Source organism: Streptomyces sp. S186 (genome assembly GCF_051603415.1).
Classification (GTDB): domain Bacteria; phylum Actinomycetota; class Actinomycetes; order Streptomycetales; family Streptomycetaceae; genus Streptomyces.
On record NZ_CP193932.1, the window covers coordinates 4947223 to 4963555 of the forward strand.

Below are 16333 nucleotides of genomic sequence, written 5' to 3' on the forward strand. Positions count from 1 at the left end.
TCGTGCTGTGAGATGGGTGGGGAAGGCGGTTGCGCGCCTACCATCGCGCGCATGGAGCTCCAGCAGATGCGGTATGTCGTCGCGGTCGCCGAGACCGGTGGGTTCACCCGGGCCGCGGAGCGCTGCCATGTGGTGCAGTCCGCGCTCAGTCATCAGATCGCCCGGCTGGAGAAGGAGTTGGGGGCGCGGCTCTTCGACCGGACGAGCCGGCGCGTGCGGCTGACCGCCGCCGGGGAAGCCTTCGTTCCGGTCGCCCGGCAGGCGCTCCAGGCCGCCGAGCGGGCCCGCGCGGAGGTGGAGGCGGTGACCGGCGAGGTGAGCGGGCGGCTGGCGGTGGGGGCGATCTCCACCGTGGGGGCGGTCGATCTCGCCCGTGAGCTGGGCGCGTTCCGTACCACGTATCCGAAGGTGCGGATCAGCCTCCAGATGGAAATGAGCGATCCGCTGCTGGAACGGGTGCGGGAGGGCGTGCTGGACGTGGCGTTCGTCGGGCTGGTGCCGGGTGCGCGCCCGGTCGGCGTCCGGGAGAAGGTGCTGGCGCGCGGGGAACTGGTCGCGGTGGTGCCGCCGGAGCATCCGCTGGCCGGGCGGGGGTGGACGACGCTGGCGCGGGTGGCCCGGGAGACGTTCGTGGACTGGACGGAGGGGTCGGCGGCCCGCCGTCAGCGGGAGGAGGCGTTCCGGGCGGCGGGGCTGACGGCCGAGGTGCCCTTCGAGGTGACGACGGTGGAGTTCATGGCGGAGCTGGTCCGGGCCGGGCTCGGGATCGGCATGGTGCCGGAGGCGTTCGCCGGCAGGCTGACCGGGCTGCGGACCGTGCGGGTGCGGCCGGCGCCGGAGCGGACCGAGCGGGTGGTGTGGAGCGGGCTGGGGCCGTCGCCGGCCGCGGTGGCGTTCCTGGCGGGACTGGGCGTGGAGACGGGCGGACGTTCTGGGGGTGGGGCGGCCTCCTGAGTGCGGGGTGAGAGCCGCGGGCCCGGTGGGGCGCCTGAGCCACCGGTTACGGTCGATACGTGCACCAGAAGTCCGACGCCCGCCCGGAGAGCCGGTCCGACGCCCGCCCGGAGGGCATCCCGTCCGCCGCAGCCCCCGCCGGCTGCCCCGTGGCTCCGGCCGGGCCTGTGTCCGGCCCCGCCCCCGCCCTCTTCTCCTGGGAGTTCGCCGCCGACCCGTACCCGGCGTACGCCTGGCTGCGCGAGCACGCGCCGGTGCACCGGACCCGGCTGCCCAGCGGCGTCGAGGCATGGCTGGTCACCCGTTACGTCGACGCCCGGCAGGCGCTCGCGGACGCGCGGCTGTCGAAGAACCCGGTGCACCACTCCGAGAGCGCCCACGGCAAGGGCAAGACCGGCATTCCGGGCGAACGCGGCGCCAACCTCATGACGCACCTGCTCAACATCGACCCGCCGGACCACACCCGGCTGCGCCGCCTGGTCTCCAAGGCGTTCACCCCGCGCCGGGTCGCCGCGTTCGCCCCGCGCATACAGGAGCTGACCGACCAGCTGATCGACGGCTTCGCGGAGCGGGGGAGCGCGGACCTGATCCACGAGTTCGCGTTCCCGCTGCCGATCTACGCGATCTGCGACCTGCTCGGCGTCCCGCCCGAGGACCAGGACGACTTCCGGGACTGGGCGGGGATGATGATCCGGCACGGGGGCGGCCCGCGCGGCGGAGTCGCTCGTTCCGTGAAGAAGATGCGGACCTATCTGGCCGAGCTGATCCACCGCAAGCGCGCCGCCCTCCAGGACGGTGCCCCGGGCGACGACCTGATCTCCGGCCTGATCCGGGCCTCCGACCACGGCGAGCACCTCACCGAGAACGAGGCGGCCGCTATGTGCTTTGTGTTGCTGTTTGCCGGATTTGAGACCACGGTCAATCTCATCGGCAACGGCACCTACGCACTGCTCCGCCATCCCGCCCAGCGCGAACTGCTCCAGAAGTCCCTCGCGGCCGGCGACGACGAGCTGCTCGCCACCGCCGTCGAGGAGCTGCTCCGCTACGACGGGCCCGTGGAACTGGCCACCTGGCGGTACGCGACCCGGGAGCTGACGCTGGGCGGGCAGCGGATCGCCGAGGGGGACCCGGTCCTGGTGGTGCTGGCGGCCGCCGACCGCGACCCGGCGCGGTTCGACGAGCCGGACGTACTCGACCTCACGCGGCGTGACAACCCGCATCTGGGATACGGGCACGGCATCCACTACTGCCTCGGCGCACCGCTCGCCCGCCTCGAAGGACAGACCGCGCTCGCGACGCTGCTGACCCGCCTCCCGGACCTCCGACTTGCGGCGGAACCGGACGATTTGCGCTGGCGCGGCGGGCTCATCATGCGTGGACTGCGCACCCTGCCGGTCGAGTTCACGCCCGAGCAGTCGCCCGAGTTCACGCCCGAGTCGTCCCGACCGGGGCCTGACCAGCGACAGCCGCAGAATTGACGCTCCGTCACATACGTGACCATTGCGTGATCTCCGCTACACCGGCTTGTGACTGCCCGTGACCCCGGCTACCTTTCCTCCGACGATCGGGGGCGGCCCCGGGCTGCCGCACGGCACCCCTCGCAACCGCCGATCCGACAACTCAACCGCCGCGCGAAAGGCAACCGCATGCGTTCCGGGAACGGTCGGCACCGTCGCCCCCGACAGGCACCGGCCATCTTTGTCACGGCCGGAGTGACCGGCGCGGGCCTGGCCCTGCCGCTGTTCACCGCGGGCGGTGCGCACGCCGCCGACGCCTCGACCTGGGACCGGGTCGCACAGTGCGAGAGCGGCGGGGTCTGGAGCGCCGCCACCGGCAACGGCTTCTACGGCGGCCTCCAGCTCACCCAGGAGATGTGGGACGACTACGGCGGCTCCGCCTACGCCTCCCGCCCCGACCTCGCCAGTCGCGCCCAGCAGATAGCCGTGGCCGAGGCGATACTCCACGACCGCGGCCCGGACGCGTTCCCCAGCTGCGCGCTGCACGCCGGACTGACCAAGGGCGGCCCCGCGCCCAGCGTGGACCCGGGCGCCACCAGCCGCCCGTCGCCGCGCCCGACGCACGGCGGCCACTCCGGCGGCTCCTCCGGCGGGACGGATGACGCGGGTGACGCGGGCGACGCCGGCCCGGGCACGCCGACCCCCGAGCCGTCCGACGGTGGCTCCGGCTCCCAGGCCCCGGCCTCCCCGCCGGCCACACCCGATCCGTCCGCCCACCCGTCCACCCCGTCCGGCTCGCCCTCCGCCACCCCCTCACCGTCCGACTCACCGTCCGACTCGCCGTCCCCGTCCGACTCCGGGACCCCCTCCGACTCGGCGTCCCCGTCCGACCCGGCATCGGGTACGCCCGGTACACCGTCGGCCTCCCCGTCCGACGACCCGTCGGACTCACCCGCCTCGCCCGACCCGTCCGCACCGACCGACCCGTCGGGCTCGTCCGACGCCACGGACCCGACGCAGCAGCCGACACAGCAGCCGACACAGCCGTCTCACCCGACGCACCCCACACCCCCTGCCACCGGCAAGCACCGCGGCGCACCGGGCGACGGTACGGACACCGGGGACGCCCGGAACGGCGGCAGCGGCCGACACGCCTCGCGTGGCGGGACGGAGCCCCGGACGCGCCCGGCGGACGACGGCGGCTACCGCGTTCACCCGGGTGACAACCTGTCAGCGATCGCCGAGAGCCATGACCTGCCGGGCGGCTGGCCCGCGCTCTACCACCGCAACCAGAACGTGATCGGCTCCGACGCGGACCTGATCCAGCCTGGTCAGCTGCTCGATCTCGGGCGGAAGCAGGGGTAGTTACCGGCAGTTCGCCGGTTTTCATGCCGTTCCGTAAAAGTGAGATATGGCTCTCGTTGCGGGGGGCGGGGTGCGCCCCGTCCCCCGTTCCCATACCGGGGTCTACCTGCGGAAATGGCCCGTGCATTGATCAAAAACGGTCAACTTGGTTCAGAAGATGGGGTTTGAACACCAACAGGGTTACTGCTTACGGTCAGGACCGCTCGCCAAAGCGGGCCCTTCGATCGCACGCCGAATCCTGCCGGCGGTCGGAGTCGACGACGCGCAAGCGCCGAAGGCAGGAGCGGGGGACCCAAGGTAAGTGCCGGCCCCGCCCGTGAAAACGGGTCAGCCGGCTTGGGGTGAAGCCGTGTGTGCAGCACACGCGGCCGGGCAGCTCACACGGCCCGAACCCGACAGCTCACCTCGTAGGCGTCGGTGAGGAAACGAACGCACGATGCTGATCAACAAGGGCAAGCACCGCCGCAGCTCCAAGGCCGTCCGCGTCGCCACCCTGGCCGGTGTCGCCGGCGCCGCCGTCGCCGTCCCGCTGATGGGCGCCACCTCTGCTTCCGCCGCCTCGGTCGCCACCTGGGAGAAGGTCGCCCAGTGCGAGTCCAGCGGCAACTGGTCGATCAACACCGGTAACGGCTACTACGGTGGCCTGCAGTTCTCGAACTCCAGCTGGGCCGCCGCCGGTGGTACCAAGTACGCGCCCCGCGCCGACCTGGCCACCAAGGAGCAGCAGATCGCCGTCGCCGAGAAGCTGCTCGCCATGCAGGGCCCGGGTGCCTGGGGCTGCGCCGCCGCCGGCGGCCTGACCTCCGGTGGTCCCGCCGCGAACGTCAACCCCTCCGGCTCCACCGCCAAGAAGAGCCAGGGCACCGAGACCACCAAGAAGAGCCAGGGCACCACCAAGAAGTCCGCCCCGGCCGAGAAGTCCGCCCCGGCCCGCGAGAAGACCGAGAAGGCCCAGCCGGCCCCGGAGCGCTCGCACCGCACCGGCGACACCTACGTCGTCAAGGCGGGCGACACCCTCGCCAAGATCGCCAAGGCGCACGGCACCAACTGGAAGGCGCTCTACGCCGCCAACAAGTCCGTCGTCGGCGGCAACCCCAACCTGATCTTCCCGGGTCAGAAGCTCAGCGTCTGAGCCGTACCGGCCATCCGAGCCGTACCGGTCGCCTGAGCGACCCGCGAGAGCTGCCCCGCCGCGGCGCGTACCCCCGAGCGCGCCACGGCGGGGCTTCTCCGTTCCCGGGCCCGGCCGGCGGCCCGGCGCAGCGTTCCCCGCATAGCGAACATTGCGCGGAAACCTCCCGTGAACTGGGCTTTTGGCTCGCTTGTTGGGGTTTTCCGTCCCACGGGGCGGGCCACGGGCGAGCGGATCCCGCCAGGGCCGTTAGGCTCATGCCGAGAACTCCAGACACTCATGAAGGAGACAACGTGCCGTCCATCGACGTCGTCGTAGCCCGCGAAATTCTCGACTCGCGAGGTAATCCCACGGTCGAGGTCGAGGTCGGCCTCGACGACGGCAGCACCGGCCGTGCCGCCGTGCCGTCCGGTGCCTCCACCGGCGCCTTCGAGGCCATCGAGCTGCGGGACGGCGACCCCAACCGCTACCTCGGCAAGGGCGTGGAGAAGGCCGTTCTCGCCGTCATCGAGCAGATCGGCCCGGAGCTGGTCGGCTACGACGCGACCGAGCAGCGGCTGATCGACCAGGCGATGTTCGACCTGGACGCCACCGACAACAAGGGCTCGCTGGGCGCCAACGCCATCCTCGGCGTCTCGCTCGCCGTCGCGCACGCCGCCTCCGAGGCCAGCGACCTGCCGCTGTTCCGCTACCTCGGCGGCCCGAACGCGCACGTCCTGCCCGTCCCGATGATGAACATCCTGAACGGCGGCTCGCACGCCGACTCCAACGTGGACATCCAGGAGTTCATGATCGCCCCGATCGGCGCGGAGTCCTTCTCCGAGGCACTGCGCTGGGGCGCCGAGGTCTACCACACCCTCAAGAAGGTCCTGAAGGCCAAGGGCCTGGCCACCGGCCTGGGCGACGAGGGCGGCTTCGCCCCGAACCTCGGCTCCAACCGCGAGGCCCTGGACCTCATCCTGGAGGCCATCAAGCAGGCCGGCTACGTCCCCGGCCAGGACATCGCGCTCGCCCTGGACGTCGCCGCCTCCGAGTTCTACAAGGACGGCAAGTACCAGTTCGAGGGCAAGGAGCGCTCGGCCGCCGAGATGACCGAGTACTACGAGGAGCTGGTCTCCGCGTACCCGCTCGTCTCCATCGAGGACCCGCTGTTCGAGGACGACTGGGCCGGCTGGAAGGTCATCACCGACAAGCTCGGCGCCAAGGTGCAGCTGGTCGGCGACGACCTCTTCGTCACCAACCCCGAGCGCCTGGCCCGCGGCATCGAGGAGGGCTCCGCCAACGCTCTCCTGGTGAAGGTCAACCAGATCGGTTCGCTGACCGAGACCCTGGACGCCGTCGAGCTGGCCCAGCGCAACGGCTTCAAGTGCATGATGTCGCACCGCTCCGGCGAGACCGAGGACGTCACCATCGCCGACCTCGCCGTCGCCACCAACTGCGGCCAGATCAAGACCGGTGCCCCGGCCCGCTCCGAGCGCGTCGCCAAGTACAACCAGCTGCTGCGCATCGAGGAGATCCTCGACGACGCCGCGGTGTACGCCGGCCGCAGCGCCTTCCCGCGCTTCCGCTCTGCGGAGTAAGCGGAGTAACGAGCACAGCCGCTCCGCGGAGTAACGAGCACAGCCGCTCCGCGGGGGCCGACGCCACAGGCCCCCAAGTTGCCGCGTCCCCGGCGCCGGTCCCGTACCGTTGCCGGGGACGTACGCATGACGCCCGCCGTGACGACGTCAGGACGGAAGCTGAAGGGGAGGCGAGACGACGTGCCCGCGGACCGGTTCTCCACCGCGACCCGGCTCAAGGCGCTCGGCGAACAGGCCGCCGCCCGCGTCCACCGCGCCCGGCGGCGGCCCCGCCGCAACCGGCTGACCGGCCGCGCCGCCCTGCTGGCGCTGGTGATGTGCTCGCTGGTGGTCGCGCTGGCCTACCCCATAAGGCAGTACATCACCCAGCGCTCGGACATCGCCGACCAGCGCCGCAAGGCCCAGGACGCGGCCGCCGCGCTCGACCGGCTGCGCGACGAGAAGGCCCGCTGGCAGGACCCGGCCTACGTCCGGCAGCAGGCCCGCCGCCACCTCCACTACGTCATGCCGGGCGAGACCGGCTACATCGTCCAGGACGGCTCCGGCGTCCGCGCCGCGCCCAAGGGGGCGGAGACGACCCAGCGCCCCTGGTACGACAAGCTCTGGGACGACGTCGACCACACGGACCGGGCCGACGCCGTCCGCACCACCACTGCCGCCGCCGGCAAGCGGTAGCCCGCACCGGCCGGCACCGGCGAGACTGTACGGGCGGGGCCGCACCCGGCGGTATCGGGACGCCACCGGTCCGCCGTCCGCCGGCCCCGTTCGCCATCCATCACCGGCCTTCACGAAAGCGCACATGGACACGCCTCCGCCCCAGACCGAGCCCACCGAGCCCACCGCCGCGGACATCGCCGCCTTCAAGGAGCAGCTCGGCCGCCCGCCGCGCGGCCTGCGCGCCATCGCGCACCGCTGCCCCTGCGGACAGCCGGACGTCGTCGAGACCGCTCCGCGCCTGGAGGACGGCACGCCCTTCCCCACGCTCTACTACCTGACCTGCCCGCGCGCCGCCTCCGCGATCGGCACGCTGGAGGCCAACGGCGTGATGAAGGAGATGACCGAGCGACTGGCGACCGACCCGGAGCTGGCCGCCGCCTACCGCGCGGCCCACGAGGACTACATCCGCCGGCGGGACGCCATCGAGGTGCTGCAGGGCTTCCCGAGCGCCGGCGGCATGCCCGACCGGGTCAAATGCCTGCACGTACTCGTCGGCCATTCGCTGGCCGCCGGCCCGGGCGTCAACCCGCTCGGCGACGAGGCGCTGGCGATGCTGCCGGAGTGGTGGCGCAAGGGCCCGTGCGTGACCCCGTGCGCCGAGGACGGCGGCCGGACCGACGAAGGAGAGTCCGAGTGAAGCGTGTCGCCGCCGTCGACTGCGGTACGAACTCCATCCGTCTGCTGGTTGCGGACGTCGACCCCGCGACCGGCGAGCTGAAGGAGCTCGACCGCCGGATGCAGATCGTCCGGCTGGGCCAGGGCGTGGACCGCACCGGGCGGCTGGCGCCCGAGGCGCTGGAGCGCACCTTCGCGGCCTGCCGGGAGTACGCCGCGGTGATCAAGGGCCTGGGCGCGGAGCATGTCCGCTTCGTGGCCACCTCGGCCTCCCGGGACGCGGAGAACCGTGCCGACTTCGTCCGCGGCGTGGTGGACATCCTGGGCGTCGAGCCCGAGGTGATCACCGGCGACCAGGAGGCGGAGTTCTCCTTCACCGGCGCCACCAAGGAGCTGACCGGCCACCCGCACATCGAACTCCCCTACCTCGTCGTGGACATCGGCGGCGGCTCCACGGAGTTCGTGCTCGGCGGTGAGACGGTCCGGGCGGCCCGCTCGGTCGACGTCGGCTGCGTCCGGATGACCGAGCGCCACCTGCTCCACGACGGGGAAATCACCGACCCGCCCACCGAGTCCCAGATCGCCGCCATAAAGGCCGACATCGCCGCGGCCCTGGACCGCGCCGAGGAGACCGTCCCGCTGAGCGAGGCCGCCACCCTCGTCGGCCTGGCCGGCTCGGTCACCACCGTCGCCGCCATCGCCCAGGGCCTGGACCACTACGACTCCGCGGCCATCCACCACTCGCGGATCTCCCGGGCCGCGGTCCGCGGGATCACCGAGCGCCTGCTGGCCTCCACCCACGCCGAGCGGGCCGCGATCCCGGTCATCCACCCCGGCCGGGTCGACGTCATCGCCGCCGGCGCCCTCGTCCTGCTGGCGATCATGGAACGGATCGGTGCCGAGGAGGTCGTGGTCAGCGAACACGACATTCTGGACGGAATCGCCTGGAGTCTCGCCTGACGGGGAGGTCCGTGCGTGGCCCGGGACGGGGTCGCAACCGCCGCTCGTCACGGGCTTTTTGAGCGGGCGCGGCGCCGTCCGGGCGGGTTTCGGGGGTGCCGGAGGGGCTGTGGACGGGCCGCCGGAAAAAAGGTTCGTGAAATCCTTCACATGAAAAACCCGCCTCCCGGGCGAACTCAGGGGCCATCCGACCCTCATTCGAAGGTCCTAGGACTCATCTGCCCGGGGAATGCGGGGTCTACGGTGGGTCTCCAGCGTGTGACGGGAGTGTCCGCGAGGGGTGTGGTACAGCGGCTCAGGAGCGGACAAGCCCTGATCAACAGGGGTCTCCAACGCGTCGCGGTATACCGTGGTTCCCGGAACGCGCTATGGCGTCGGTCACGAAGCCGGCGGAGTGTAGCAGATGCCTTCGTCATTCTTGTGAAGGGGCTCACGAGCGACCCCCCATGTGGGGGTGGATACTCGATTGCATGAGCACCACGGAGCGTCCCAGGATCCTCGTTGTAGGCGGTGGGTACGTAGGCCTGTACGCGGCACGCCGCATCCTGAAGAAGATGCGGTACGGCGAGGCGACCGTCACGGTCGTCGACCCGCGCTCGTACATGACGTACCAGCCCTTCCTCCCTGAAGCTGCGGCCGGCAGCATCTCCCCCCGTCACGTTGTGGTCCCGCTGCGGCGCGTGCTGCCCAAGGCGGAGGTCCTCACCGGCCGGGTGACCACCATCGACCAGGACCGCAAGGTCGCCACGATCGCCCCGCTGGTGGGCGACGCGTACGAGCTGCCCTTCGACTACCTGGTCGTCGCCATGGGCGCGGTCTCCCGCACCTTCCCGATCCCCGGCCTGGCCGAGAACGGCATCGGCATGAAGGGCATCGAGGAGGCCATCGGCCTGCGCAACCACGTCCTGGAGCAGCTGGACAAGGCCGACTCCACGACTGACGAGGAGGTCCGCCGCAAGGCGCTGACCTTCGTCTTCATCGGCGGCGGCTTCGCCGGTGCGGAGACCGTCGGCGAGGTCGAGGACATGGCCCGCGACGCCGCGAAGTACTACAAGAACGTCAAGCGCGAGGACATGCGCTTCCTGCTGGTCGACGTCGCGGACAAGATCCTCCCCGAGGTCGGTCCCAAGCTCGGCGCCTACGGCAAGGAGCACCTGGAGTCCCGCGGCGTCGAGGTCTACCTCAAGACCGGCATGAAGTCCTGCGTGGACGGCAACGTCGTCCTCGACAACGGCCTCGAGGTGCTCTCCAACACCATCGTGTGGACCGCCGGCGTCAAGCCGAACCCGGCGCTGTCCCGCTTCGGCCTGCCGCTGGGCCCGCGCGGCCACATCGACACCGCCGCCACCCTCCAGGTGCAGGGCACCGACTACATCTGGGCGGCCGGCGACAACGCCCAGGTCCCCGACATGGTCGGCCGCAAGAACGGCAACGAGAACGCCTGGTGCCCGCCGAACGCACAGCACGCGCTGCGGCAGGCCAAGGTCCTCGGCGACAACGTGGTCTCCGGTATGCGGGGCTTCCCGCAGAAGGAGTACAGCCACGCCAACAAGGGTGCGGTCGCCGGTCTCGGCCTGCACAAGGGCGTCGCGATGATCGTCATGGGCAAGATGAAGATCAAGCTCAAGGGCCGTCTCGCCTGGTACATGCACCGCGCGTACCACGGCATGGCGATGCCGACGTTCAACCGCAAGATCCGGGTCTTCGCCGACTGGACGCTGGCCACCTTCCTCAAGCGCGAGGTGGTCTCGCTCGGCGCCATGGAGAACCCCCGCGAGGAGTTCTACGAGGCCGCCAAGCCCGCGCCCGCCCCGGCCGCCGCGGCCGACGGGAGCAAGTCGAAGGCCAAGGCTTCCTGAAGTCCCCGGTCGGGTACTCCGACCAGCCCGAAGGGCGTCCGCCATCCGTGGGGCGGGCGCCCTTCGGCGTGCCCGGGGTGTGGCCGAAACCGGGCGTTGTGTTGTTCCCTTGCTGGCGAACGGGACTATCTGAGTGCCCACTTGGCGTTTAGGTGGTGGGTGAAACTTCTTTGCCCGTCTCGTCACGACGGAGGTGTGCGACATGGCCGGTGCCGCTGGACGGCTCACCAAGCTCGCCGAGGAGGTGCTGGGGGCCCCGCTCCCGGTGCGGATCCGCGCCTGGGACCGCAGCGAGTCCGGCCCCCCGGGGGCCCCTGTACTCGTCTTCCGCAACCGCCGTGCGCTGCGCCGACTCCTTTTCAAACCAGGCGAGTTGGGCCTGGCCCGGGCCTGGGTGGCCGGCGACATCGACGTCGACGGCGACCTCTACACGGCGCTGGACCTGCTCGCCGGACTGATCTGGGAGCGCGACGGCGCCGCCCCGAAGGCGCCGCGCCTCGCCGCGCTACGCACCCTGGCCCGGCCCGAGATCCGGGCCGCCGCCAGGGAGTTGCTGTCCCTGGCCGGCCTTCCCGTCCCGCCCGCGCCGCCCGCCGAGGAGGCCCGGCCGCGCCGCGGCGCGCTGCACTCCCTGCGCCGCGACCGGCAGGCGATCAGCCATCACTACGACGTCGGCAACGACTTCTACGAGCTGGTGCTCGGCCCGTCCATGGTCTACTCCTGCGCCTACTGGCGGCCCGACGAGGAGGCGCCCGGCGGCACCGCCACCCTGGAGGACGCCCAGCGCGCCAAGCTCGACCTGATCTGCCGCAAGCTCGGTCTGGGGGAGGGGCAGCGGCTGCTGGACGTGGGCTGCGGCTGGGGTTCGATGGTGCTGCACGCGGCCCGCGAGTACGGCGTCCGGGCGGTCGGCATCACCCTCTCCGAGGAGCAGGCCACCTACGCCCGCAAGCGGATCGCCGACGCCGGGCTCGCCGACCGGATCGAGATCCGGGTGCAGGACTACCGCGAGATCACCGACGGGCCGTTCGACGCGATCTCCTCGATCGGGATGGCCGAGCACGTCGGCCGGGACCGGTACGCGGAGTACGCGGGCCTGCTGTACGGCCTGCTGAAGCCCGGCGGGCGGCTGCTGAACCACCAGATCGCGCGGCGGCCGCTGGCCGACGAGGACACCTACCGCGTCGACGAGTTCATCGACCGCTATGTCTTCCCCGACGGCGAGCTGGCGCCGGTGGGGCGGACGGTCGGCCAGCTGGAGGAGGCCGGCTTCGAGGTGCGGGACGTGGAGGCGATCCGGGAGCACTACGCGCTGACGCTGCGTCAGTGGGTGGCCAATCTGGAGGCCCACTGGGCCGAGGCGGTGCGACTCACGTCCCCGGGCCGGGCCCGGATCTGGCGGCTCTACATGGCCGCCTCGGCGCTGTCGTTCGAGCGCAACCGCATAGGGGTCAACCAGGTGCTGGCGGTCCGCACACCGGACTCCGGCGCCTCCGGGCTGCCGCTGCGGGCCCGCGACTGGCGGGGCTGAACCACCGGCACCCACGACCGAGGGCCCCGGTCCGACGCGCGGCTGCGCGGGACCGGGGCCCTCGGGCCGTCCGGGGCCGCCGTCCGGCGACGGCCCCGGTGCGGGCTGCTCGGACTACTCGGCCTTGATGGCCTGGAGCATGTTGAGCTTCGCCGCGCGGCGGGCCGGCCACAGCGCGGCCAGGACGCCCACCAGCGCGGACACCGCGAGGAAGACGGCCATCCGGCCCCACGGCAGCACCAGTTCGTAGGTGGGCAGCGAGCCGCTGACCACTTCACCGGCCGCCCAGCCGAAGAACACGCCCAGGCCGATGCCGAGCACCCCGCCGAAGAGCGAGATCACCAGGGACTCCAGCCGGACCATGCGCTTGATGCCGCGGCGGTCCAGGCCGATGGCGCGCAGCATGCCGATCTCCTGGGACCGTTCGAAGACCGACATCGCCAGGGTGTTGATGACGCCGAGCACCGCCACGATCACCGCCATGGCCAGCAGGCCGTAGAGCATGTTCAGCATCAGCGTGAACATCTTGGCGATGCCGTCGGAGACGTCCTTCTTGTCCGCGATGGTGATCGCCGGGTTCTTGCCGAGCGCCTTGACCAGGGAGTCCTTGGCCTCGGCGGTCGCGCCGTGCGCCGTCTTGACCAGCACCTGCATGTCGGTGGCGTGCTTCTGGTGCGGGGCGAGCGTGCCGTTGTCCAGGATGATGCCCCGGATCACCTGGTTGCCCTGATAGATCCCGCCGATGGTCAGCGTGCCCTTCTTGCCGTCCTCGAAGGTCACCGGCAGGCGGGAGCCGGGGTGCCAGCCCTGCTCCTTGGCGAGGGTGTCGTCCACGACGGCCCGGTCGCCGGCGAGGGTGCCGAGGGAGCCCTCGGTGAAGTCGAGTTGGGTGAGCTTGCCGAAGTCCTTGCCGTTGACGCCGGTGAGGTACTGGGTGCCGGTGCCGACGCGGGAGGGGGAGTTGCGCAGCGGGCTGGAGGCGGTGACCTCGCCCACGGACGCCAGCTTCTTCGCGACGTCGGGGGAGAGCGGCGTCCGGCTCGCCATCGAGACCACGTAGTCGGCCTTCAGCGCGTCCGTGGCCATCTTGTCGATGCCCTTCTGGACGCTGCCCGCGGTCACCGTCATGCCGGTGATCAGGGTCAGCCCGATCATCAGCGCGGAGGCCGTGGCGGCCGTACGGCGCGGATTGCGGACCGCGTTCTGCCGGGCGAGGGTGCCCGAGATCCCGAAGAGCCGCAGCACCGGGGCGGCCGCCGCGATCAGCGGACGGGACAGCAGCGGCGCCAGCACGAACACGCCGATCATCAGCAGCGCCCCACCGGTGAACATGAGCGCCTTGCCGTCGGACATCCCGGTCGCGACCAGCACCGCGGCCGTACCGGCGCCCGCGAAGAGCGCGCCGATGGTGTTGCGGACCACCAGCGACTTGGTGGTGGCGGTGGCGTGCACGCTGTTCATCGCGGCGACCGGCGGGATCTTCGCGGCCCGGCGGCCGGGCAGCCAGGCGGCCAGGACCGTGACGACGATGCCGACCAGCAGCGATATCAGGATCGTGGCCGGTGAGACCACCAGCGGGCCGTCGGGCATCCGGGCTCCGGTGACGCCCATCAGGGCACGCAGTCCGGCGCCGATGCCTATGCCGGCCAGCAGGCCCGTCACCGCGGCCACCGCGCCGACCACGAACGCCTCGGTCAGCACCGAGCGGGTGACCTGGCGGCGGCTGGCGCCGACCGCGCGCAGCAGCGCCAGCTCCTTGGTGCGCTGGGCGACCAGCATGGTGAAGGTGTTGGCGATGATGAACACGCCGACGAAGAGGGCGATACCGGCGAAGGCCAGCAGGCCGGTCTTCATGCCGTCCATGCTCTGGGCGATGAACTTGGCCTGCTCGTCGGCGAGTTCGGTGCCGGTCGTGGCCGTGGCGCCTTCCTTGGGCAGGATCTTCTCGACCGCGGCCTTCAGGGCCGTCTGGGACGTGCCCGGCGCGGCCTTGATGTCGATCTCGCTGAACTCGCCGGGCGCCGCGAACAGCTTCTGGGCGGTGGCGGTGTCGAACAGGGCCAGGCTGCCGCCGGCGCCGACCGCACCGTCATCGGTGGTGAAGATGCCGGTCAGTTTCTGCTCCCGGACCGGGCCGTCGACGGATATCCGGACGGTGTCACCGACCTTGTAGCCGGCCCGGTCGGCGGTGCGGGCGTCCAGCGCGAACTGGTCCGGGCCCTTGGGGGCGGCGCCGTCCCGCATCGGATAGCGCGCGTCGCTGCCGTCCTTGCCGGGGAAGTAGTTGCTGCCGCTGGTGGAGAAGCCGTCGCCGATCAGCTTGCCGCTCTTGTCGGCGATGGCGGTGAAGCCGGAGACGGTGCCGGTGGCGGAGGCGGCGCCGGGCAGGTGGGCGGCCGCGTCGAGAAGCTTCTGGTCGAGCGGCGAGCGCGGGCGCGGGGCGCCGTCGGCGTGGTCGGAGCCACCGCGCTGGATGGCCACGTCGACATTGTCGAAGCCCTTGCGGGAGGCGGCCTGGGTGGCGTCGGAGAGGGTGGAGGTGAAGACCAGGGTGCCGGAGACGAAGGCCACGCCGAGCATCACGGCGAGTACGGTCATCAGCAGCCGGGCCTTGTGCGCGAGCACATTGCGCAAGGCGGTACGGAACATGGGGGTCAGTCCTGGAGGAGTGGTCCGGGGTGGCGGAGTCGGCTGCTGTCGGTCAGCTCGTACGGCCCTTGGCGTCGAAGCCCTTCATGCGCTCCAGCACCATGTCGGCGCTGGGGTCGGGCATGTCGTCGACTATTCGGCCGTCGGCGAGGAAGATGACGCGGTCCGCGTACGATGCCGCAACCGGGTCGTGGGTCACCATCACCACCGTCTGGCCCAGCTCGCGCACGGAGTTGCGCAGGAAGCCCAGGACCTCGGCGCCGGAGCGGGAGTCGAGGTTGCCGGTGGGCTCGTCGGCGAAGATGATCTCGGGTCGGGAGGCCAGGGCGCGGGCCACCGCGACGCGCTGCTGCTGACCGCCGGAGAGCTGGCTCGGGCGGTGCTTGAGCCGGCCGGACAGGCCGACGGTCTCCACCACCTGCTCCAGCCAGGCACGGTCCGGCTTACGGCCGGCGATGTCCATGGGAAGCGTGATGTTCTCCAGCGCGGTGAGCGTCGGGAGGAGGTTGAACGCCTGGAAGATGAAGCCGATCTTGTCGCGGCGGAGCTGGGTGAGCTTCTTGTCCTTCAGCCCGGTCAGCTCGGTGTCGCCGAGCCGCGCGGAGCCGCCGGAGATGGCGTCCAGGCCGGCCATGCAGTGCATCAGCGTGGACTTGCCGGACCCGGAGGGGCCCATGATCGCGGTGAACTGGGCCTGGCGGAAGTCGACGGAGACCGCGTCCAGGGCGACCACCTGGGTCTCGCCGGTCCCGTAGACCTTGGTGAGATCCGTGGCGCGGGCGGCCACCGCGGTGCTGCGGCCGGCGACGGTGACGCCGGAGTGGGTGGTGGTCACGGGAAGGGTTCTCCTGTCGGACGAGGAACGGGCCGCTCCGCGCCGGCTCGGCGGCCGCGGCGGGCGGTGGGACATCGGTTTCCATCGTCGGGCAGCGCACCGTTGCGGACGTCAACCCGTGTGACCGTCCTCGGACCACCCCCAGGGATTAGCTCTCCCCCCTCCCTCATCCCTGGGTATGACGCCGTCCCTGAGACCGACGCGCTTGCCGGAGGGGCCCCGCGGGCGCTGGTGGAGGCGCCGGGAAGGGCGCGGCGAGGCCGTCGCGGAGGCGTCGAGTTTTCGTCAATTCGGGGTCGAATTCCGTCCTCGCGGCCACCGGCGCACATGGGCTCCAGGCATGTGCCGGAGGCCCTGGCGCTCACTGATGCACCCTCAGTTGCCAATAAAATAAGACAACCTCGGGATGAGCGGCCGATCTGCTACGTGCCCTGCGGGCTACGCTCGTGCTGCCTTCTATGAGGCGGCATGGGGGACCCCAAGCCCGGATGGTGGAATGCAGACACGGCGAGCTTAAACCTCGCTGGCCTTCGGGCCGTGCCGGTTCAAGTCCGGCTCCGGGCACTTCCCGCGGGCAGCGGGACTGAGACCCGTAAGTGACTGAATATTGAACATGCTTGTCGAGGCGCTTGTCGAGCCCGACGAGGAGGGGCCGCCGGGAAAACCCGGCGGCCCCTCC

The 16333-nt window shown here is 71.4% G+C and carries 12 protein-coding genes, 1 tRNA gene and 1 riboswitch; of the genes, 11 read left to right on the plus strand and 2 right to left on the minus strand.

The genetic code is table 11. From position 1 onward, the window contains the following. The first annotated feature begins 51 nt into the window (after positions 1 to 51). From ACRAS8_RS21420 to ACRAS8_RS21465, 10 genes are all read left to right on the plus strand, one after another. Entirely contained in the window at positions 52 to 954 is a 903-nt protein-coding gene (locus tag ACRAS8_RS21420) for a LysR family transcriptional regulator (RefSeq protein ID WP_438487608.1), read from the plus strand. A 116-nt stretch (positions 955 to 1070) separates the two neighbouring features. Then, positions 1071 to 2432, plus strand: coding sequence for a cytochrome P450 family protein (locus tag ACRAS8_RS21425; RefSeq protein ID WP_438490558.1), 1362 nt, complete (start codon positions 1071 to 1073; stop codon positions 2430 to 2432). Positions 2433 to 2666: 234 nt separating this feature from the next. Continuing rightward, positions 2667 to 3776 (plus strand): transglycosylase family protein, encoded by a 1110-nt coding sequence (locus ACRAS8_RS21430; protein WP_438487609.1) that lies wholly within the window; start codon positions 2667 to 2669, stop codon positions 3774 to 3776. Between the two features lie 259 nt (positions 3777 to 4035). Next, a riboswitch (cyclic di-AMP (ydaO/yuaA leader) is annotated at positions 4036 to 4205 on the plus strand. Positions 4206 to 4212: 7 nt separating this feature from the next. Then, positions 4213 to 4908: a transglycosylase family protein gene (locus tag ACRAS8_RS21435; protein ID WP_438487610.1), complete on the plus strand. Its 696-nt coding sequence runs from the start codon at positions 4213 to 4215 to the stop codon at positions 4906 to 4908. Between the two features lie 257 nt (positions 4909 to 5165). Continuing rightward, positions 5166 to 6488, plus strand: coding sequence for a phosphopyruvate hydratase (gene eno / locus ACRAS8_RS21440; protein ID WP_438487611.1), 1323 nt, complete (start codon positions 5166 to 5168; stop codon positions 6486 to 6488). Positions 6489 to 6668: 180 nt separating this feature from the next. Next, positions 6669 to 7163 carry an FtsB family cell division protein gene (locus ACRAS8_RS21445; RefSeq protein ID WP_438487612.1) on the plus strand — a complete coding sequence of 165 codons (495 nt, stop codon included), beginning with the start codon at positions 6669 to 6671 and terminating at the stop codon, positions 7161 to 7163. A gap of 124 nt (positions 7164 to 7287) precedes the next feature. Next, positions 7288 to 7842 (plus strand): DUF501 domain-containing protein, encoded by a 555-nt coding sequence (locus tag ACRAS8_RS21450; RefSeq protein WP_438487613.1) that lies wholly within the window; start codon positions 7288 to 7290, stop codon positions 7840 to 7842. Then, a complete protein-coding gene (locus ACRAS8_RS21455) occupies positions 7839 to 8780 on the plus strand; it encodes a Ppx/GppA phosphatase family protein (protein WP_438487614.1) in 942 nt (313 codons plus the stop codon). The genes ACRAS8_RS21450 and ACRAS8_RS21455 overlap by 4 nt, the downstream gene beginning before the upstream one ends. Positions 8781 to 9250: 470 nt before the next feature. After that, positions 9251 to 10639: an NAD(P)/FAD-dependent oxidoreductase gene (locus ACRAS8_RS21460; protein ID WP_438487615.1), complete on the plus strand. Its 1389-nt coding sequence runs from the start codon at positions 9251 to 9253 to the stop codon at positions 10637 to 10639. A gap of 202 nt (positions 10640 to 10841) precedes the next feature. After that, positions 10842 to 12170, plus strand: a complete 1329-nt coding sequence (locus ACRAS8_RS21465; protein WP_438487616.1) for a class I SAM-dependent methyltransferase — start codon at positions 10842 to 10844, stop codon at positions 12168 to 12170. Positions 12171 to 12284: 114 nt separating this feature from the next. Here the strand turns inward: ACRAS8_RS21465 and ACRAS8_RS21470 are convergent, their stop codons facing one another. Together ACRAS8_RS21470 and ACRAS8_RS21475 are read right to left on the minus strand one after the other, a co-directional pair. Further along, positions 12285 to 14819 (minus strand): ABC transporter permease, encoded by a 2535-nt coding sequence (locus tag ACRAS8_RS21470; protein ID WP_438487617.1) that lies wholly within the window; start codon positions 14817 to 14819, stop codon positions 12285 to 12287. Between the two features lie 52 nt (positions 14820 to 14871). Then, positions 14872 to 15654 (minus strand): ABC transporter ATP-binding protein, encoded by a 783-nt coding sequence (locus ACRAS8_RS21475; protein WP_438487618.1) that lies wholly within the window; start codon positions 15652 to 15654, stop codon positions 14872 to 14874. 482 nt (positions 15655 to 16136) lie between these two features. On the opposite strand from ACRAS8_RS21475, the gene ACRAS8_RS21480 reads away from it, so the two are divergent. Beyond that, positions 16137 to 16218 (plus strand) — tRNA-Leu (locus tag ACRAS8_RS21480). Positions 16219 to 16333 lie beyond the last annotated feature (115 nt).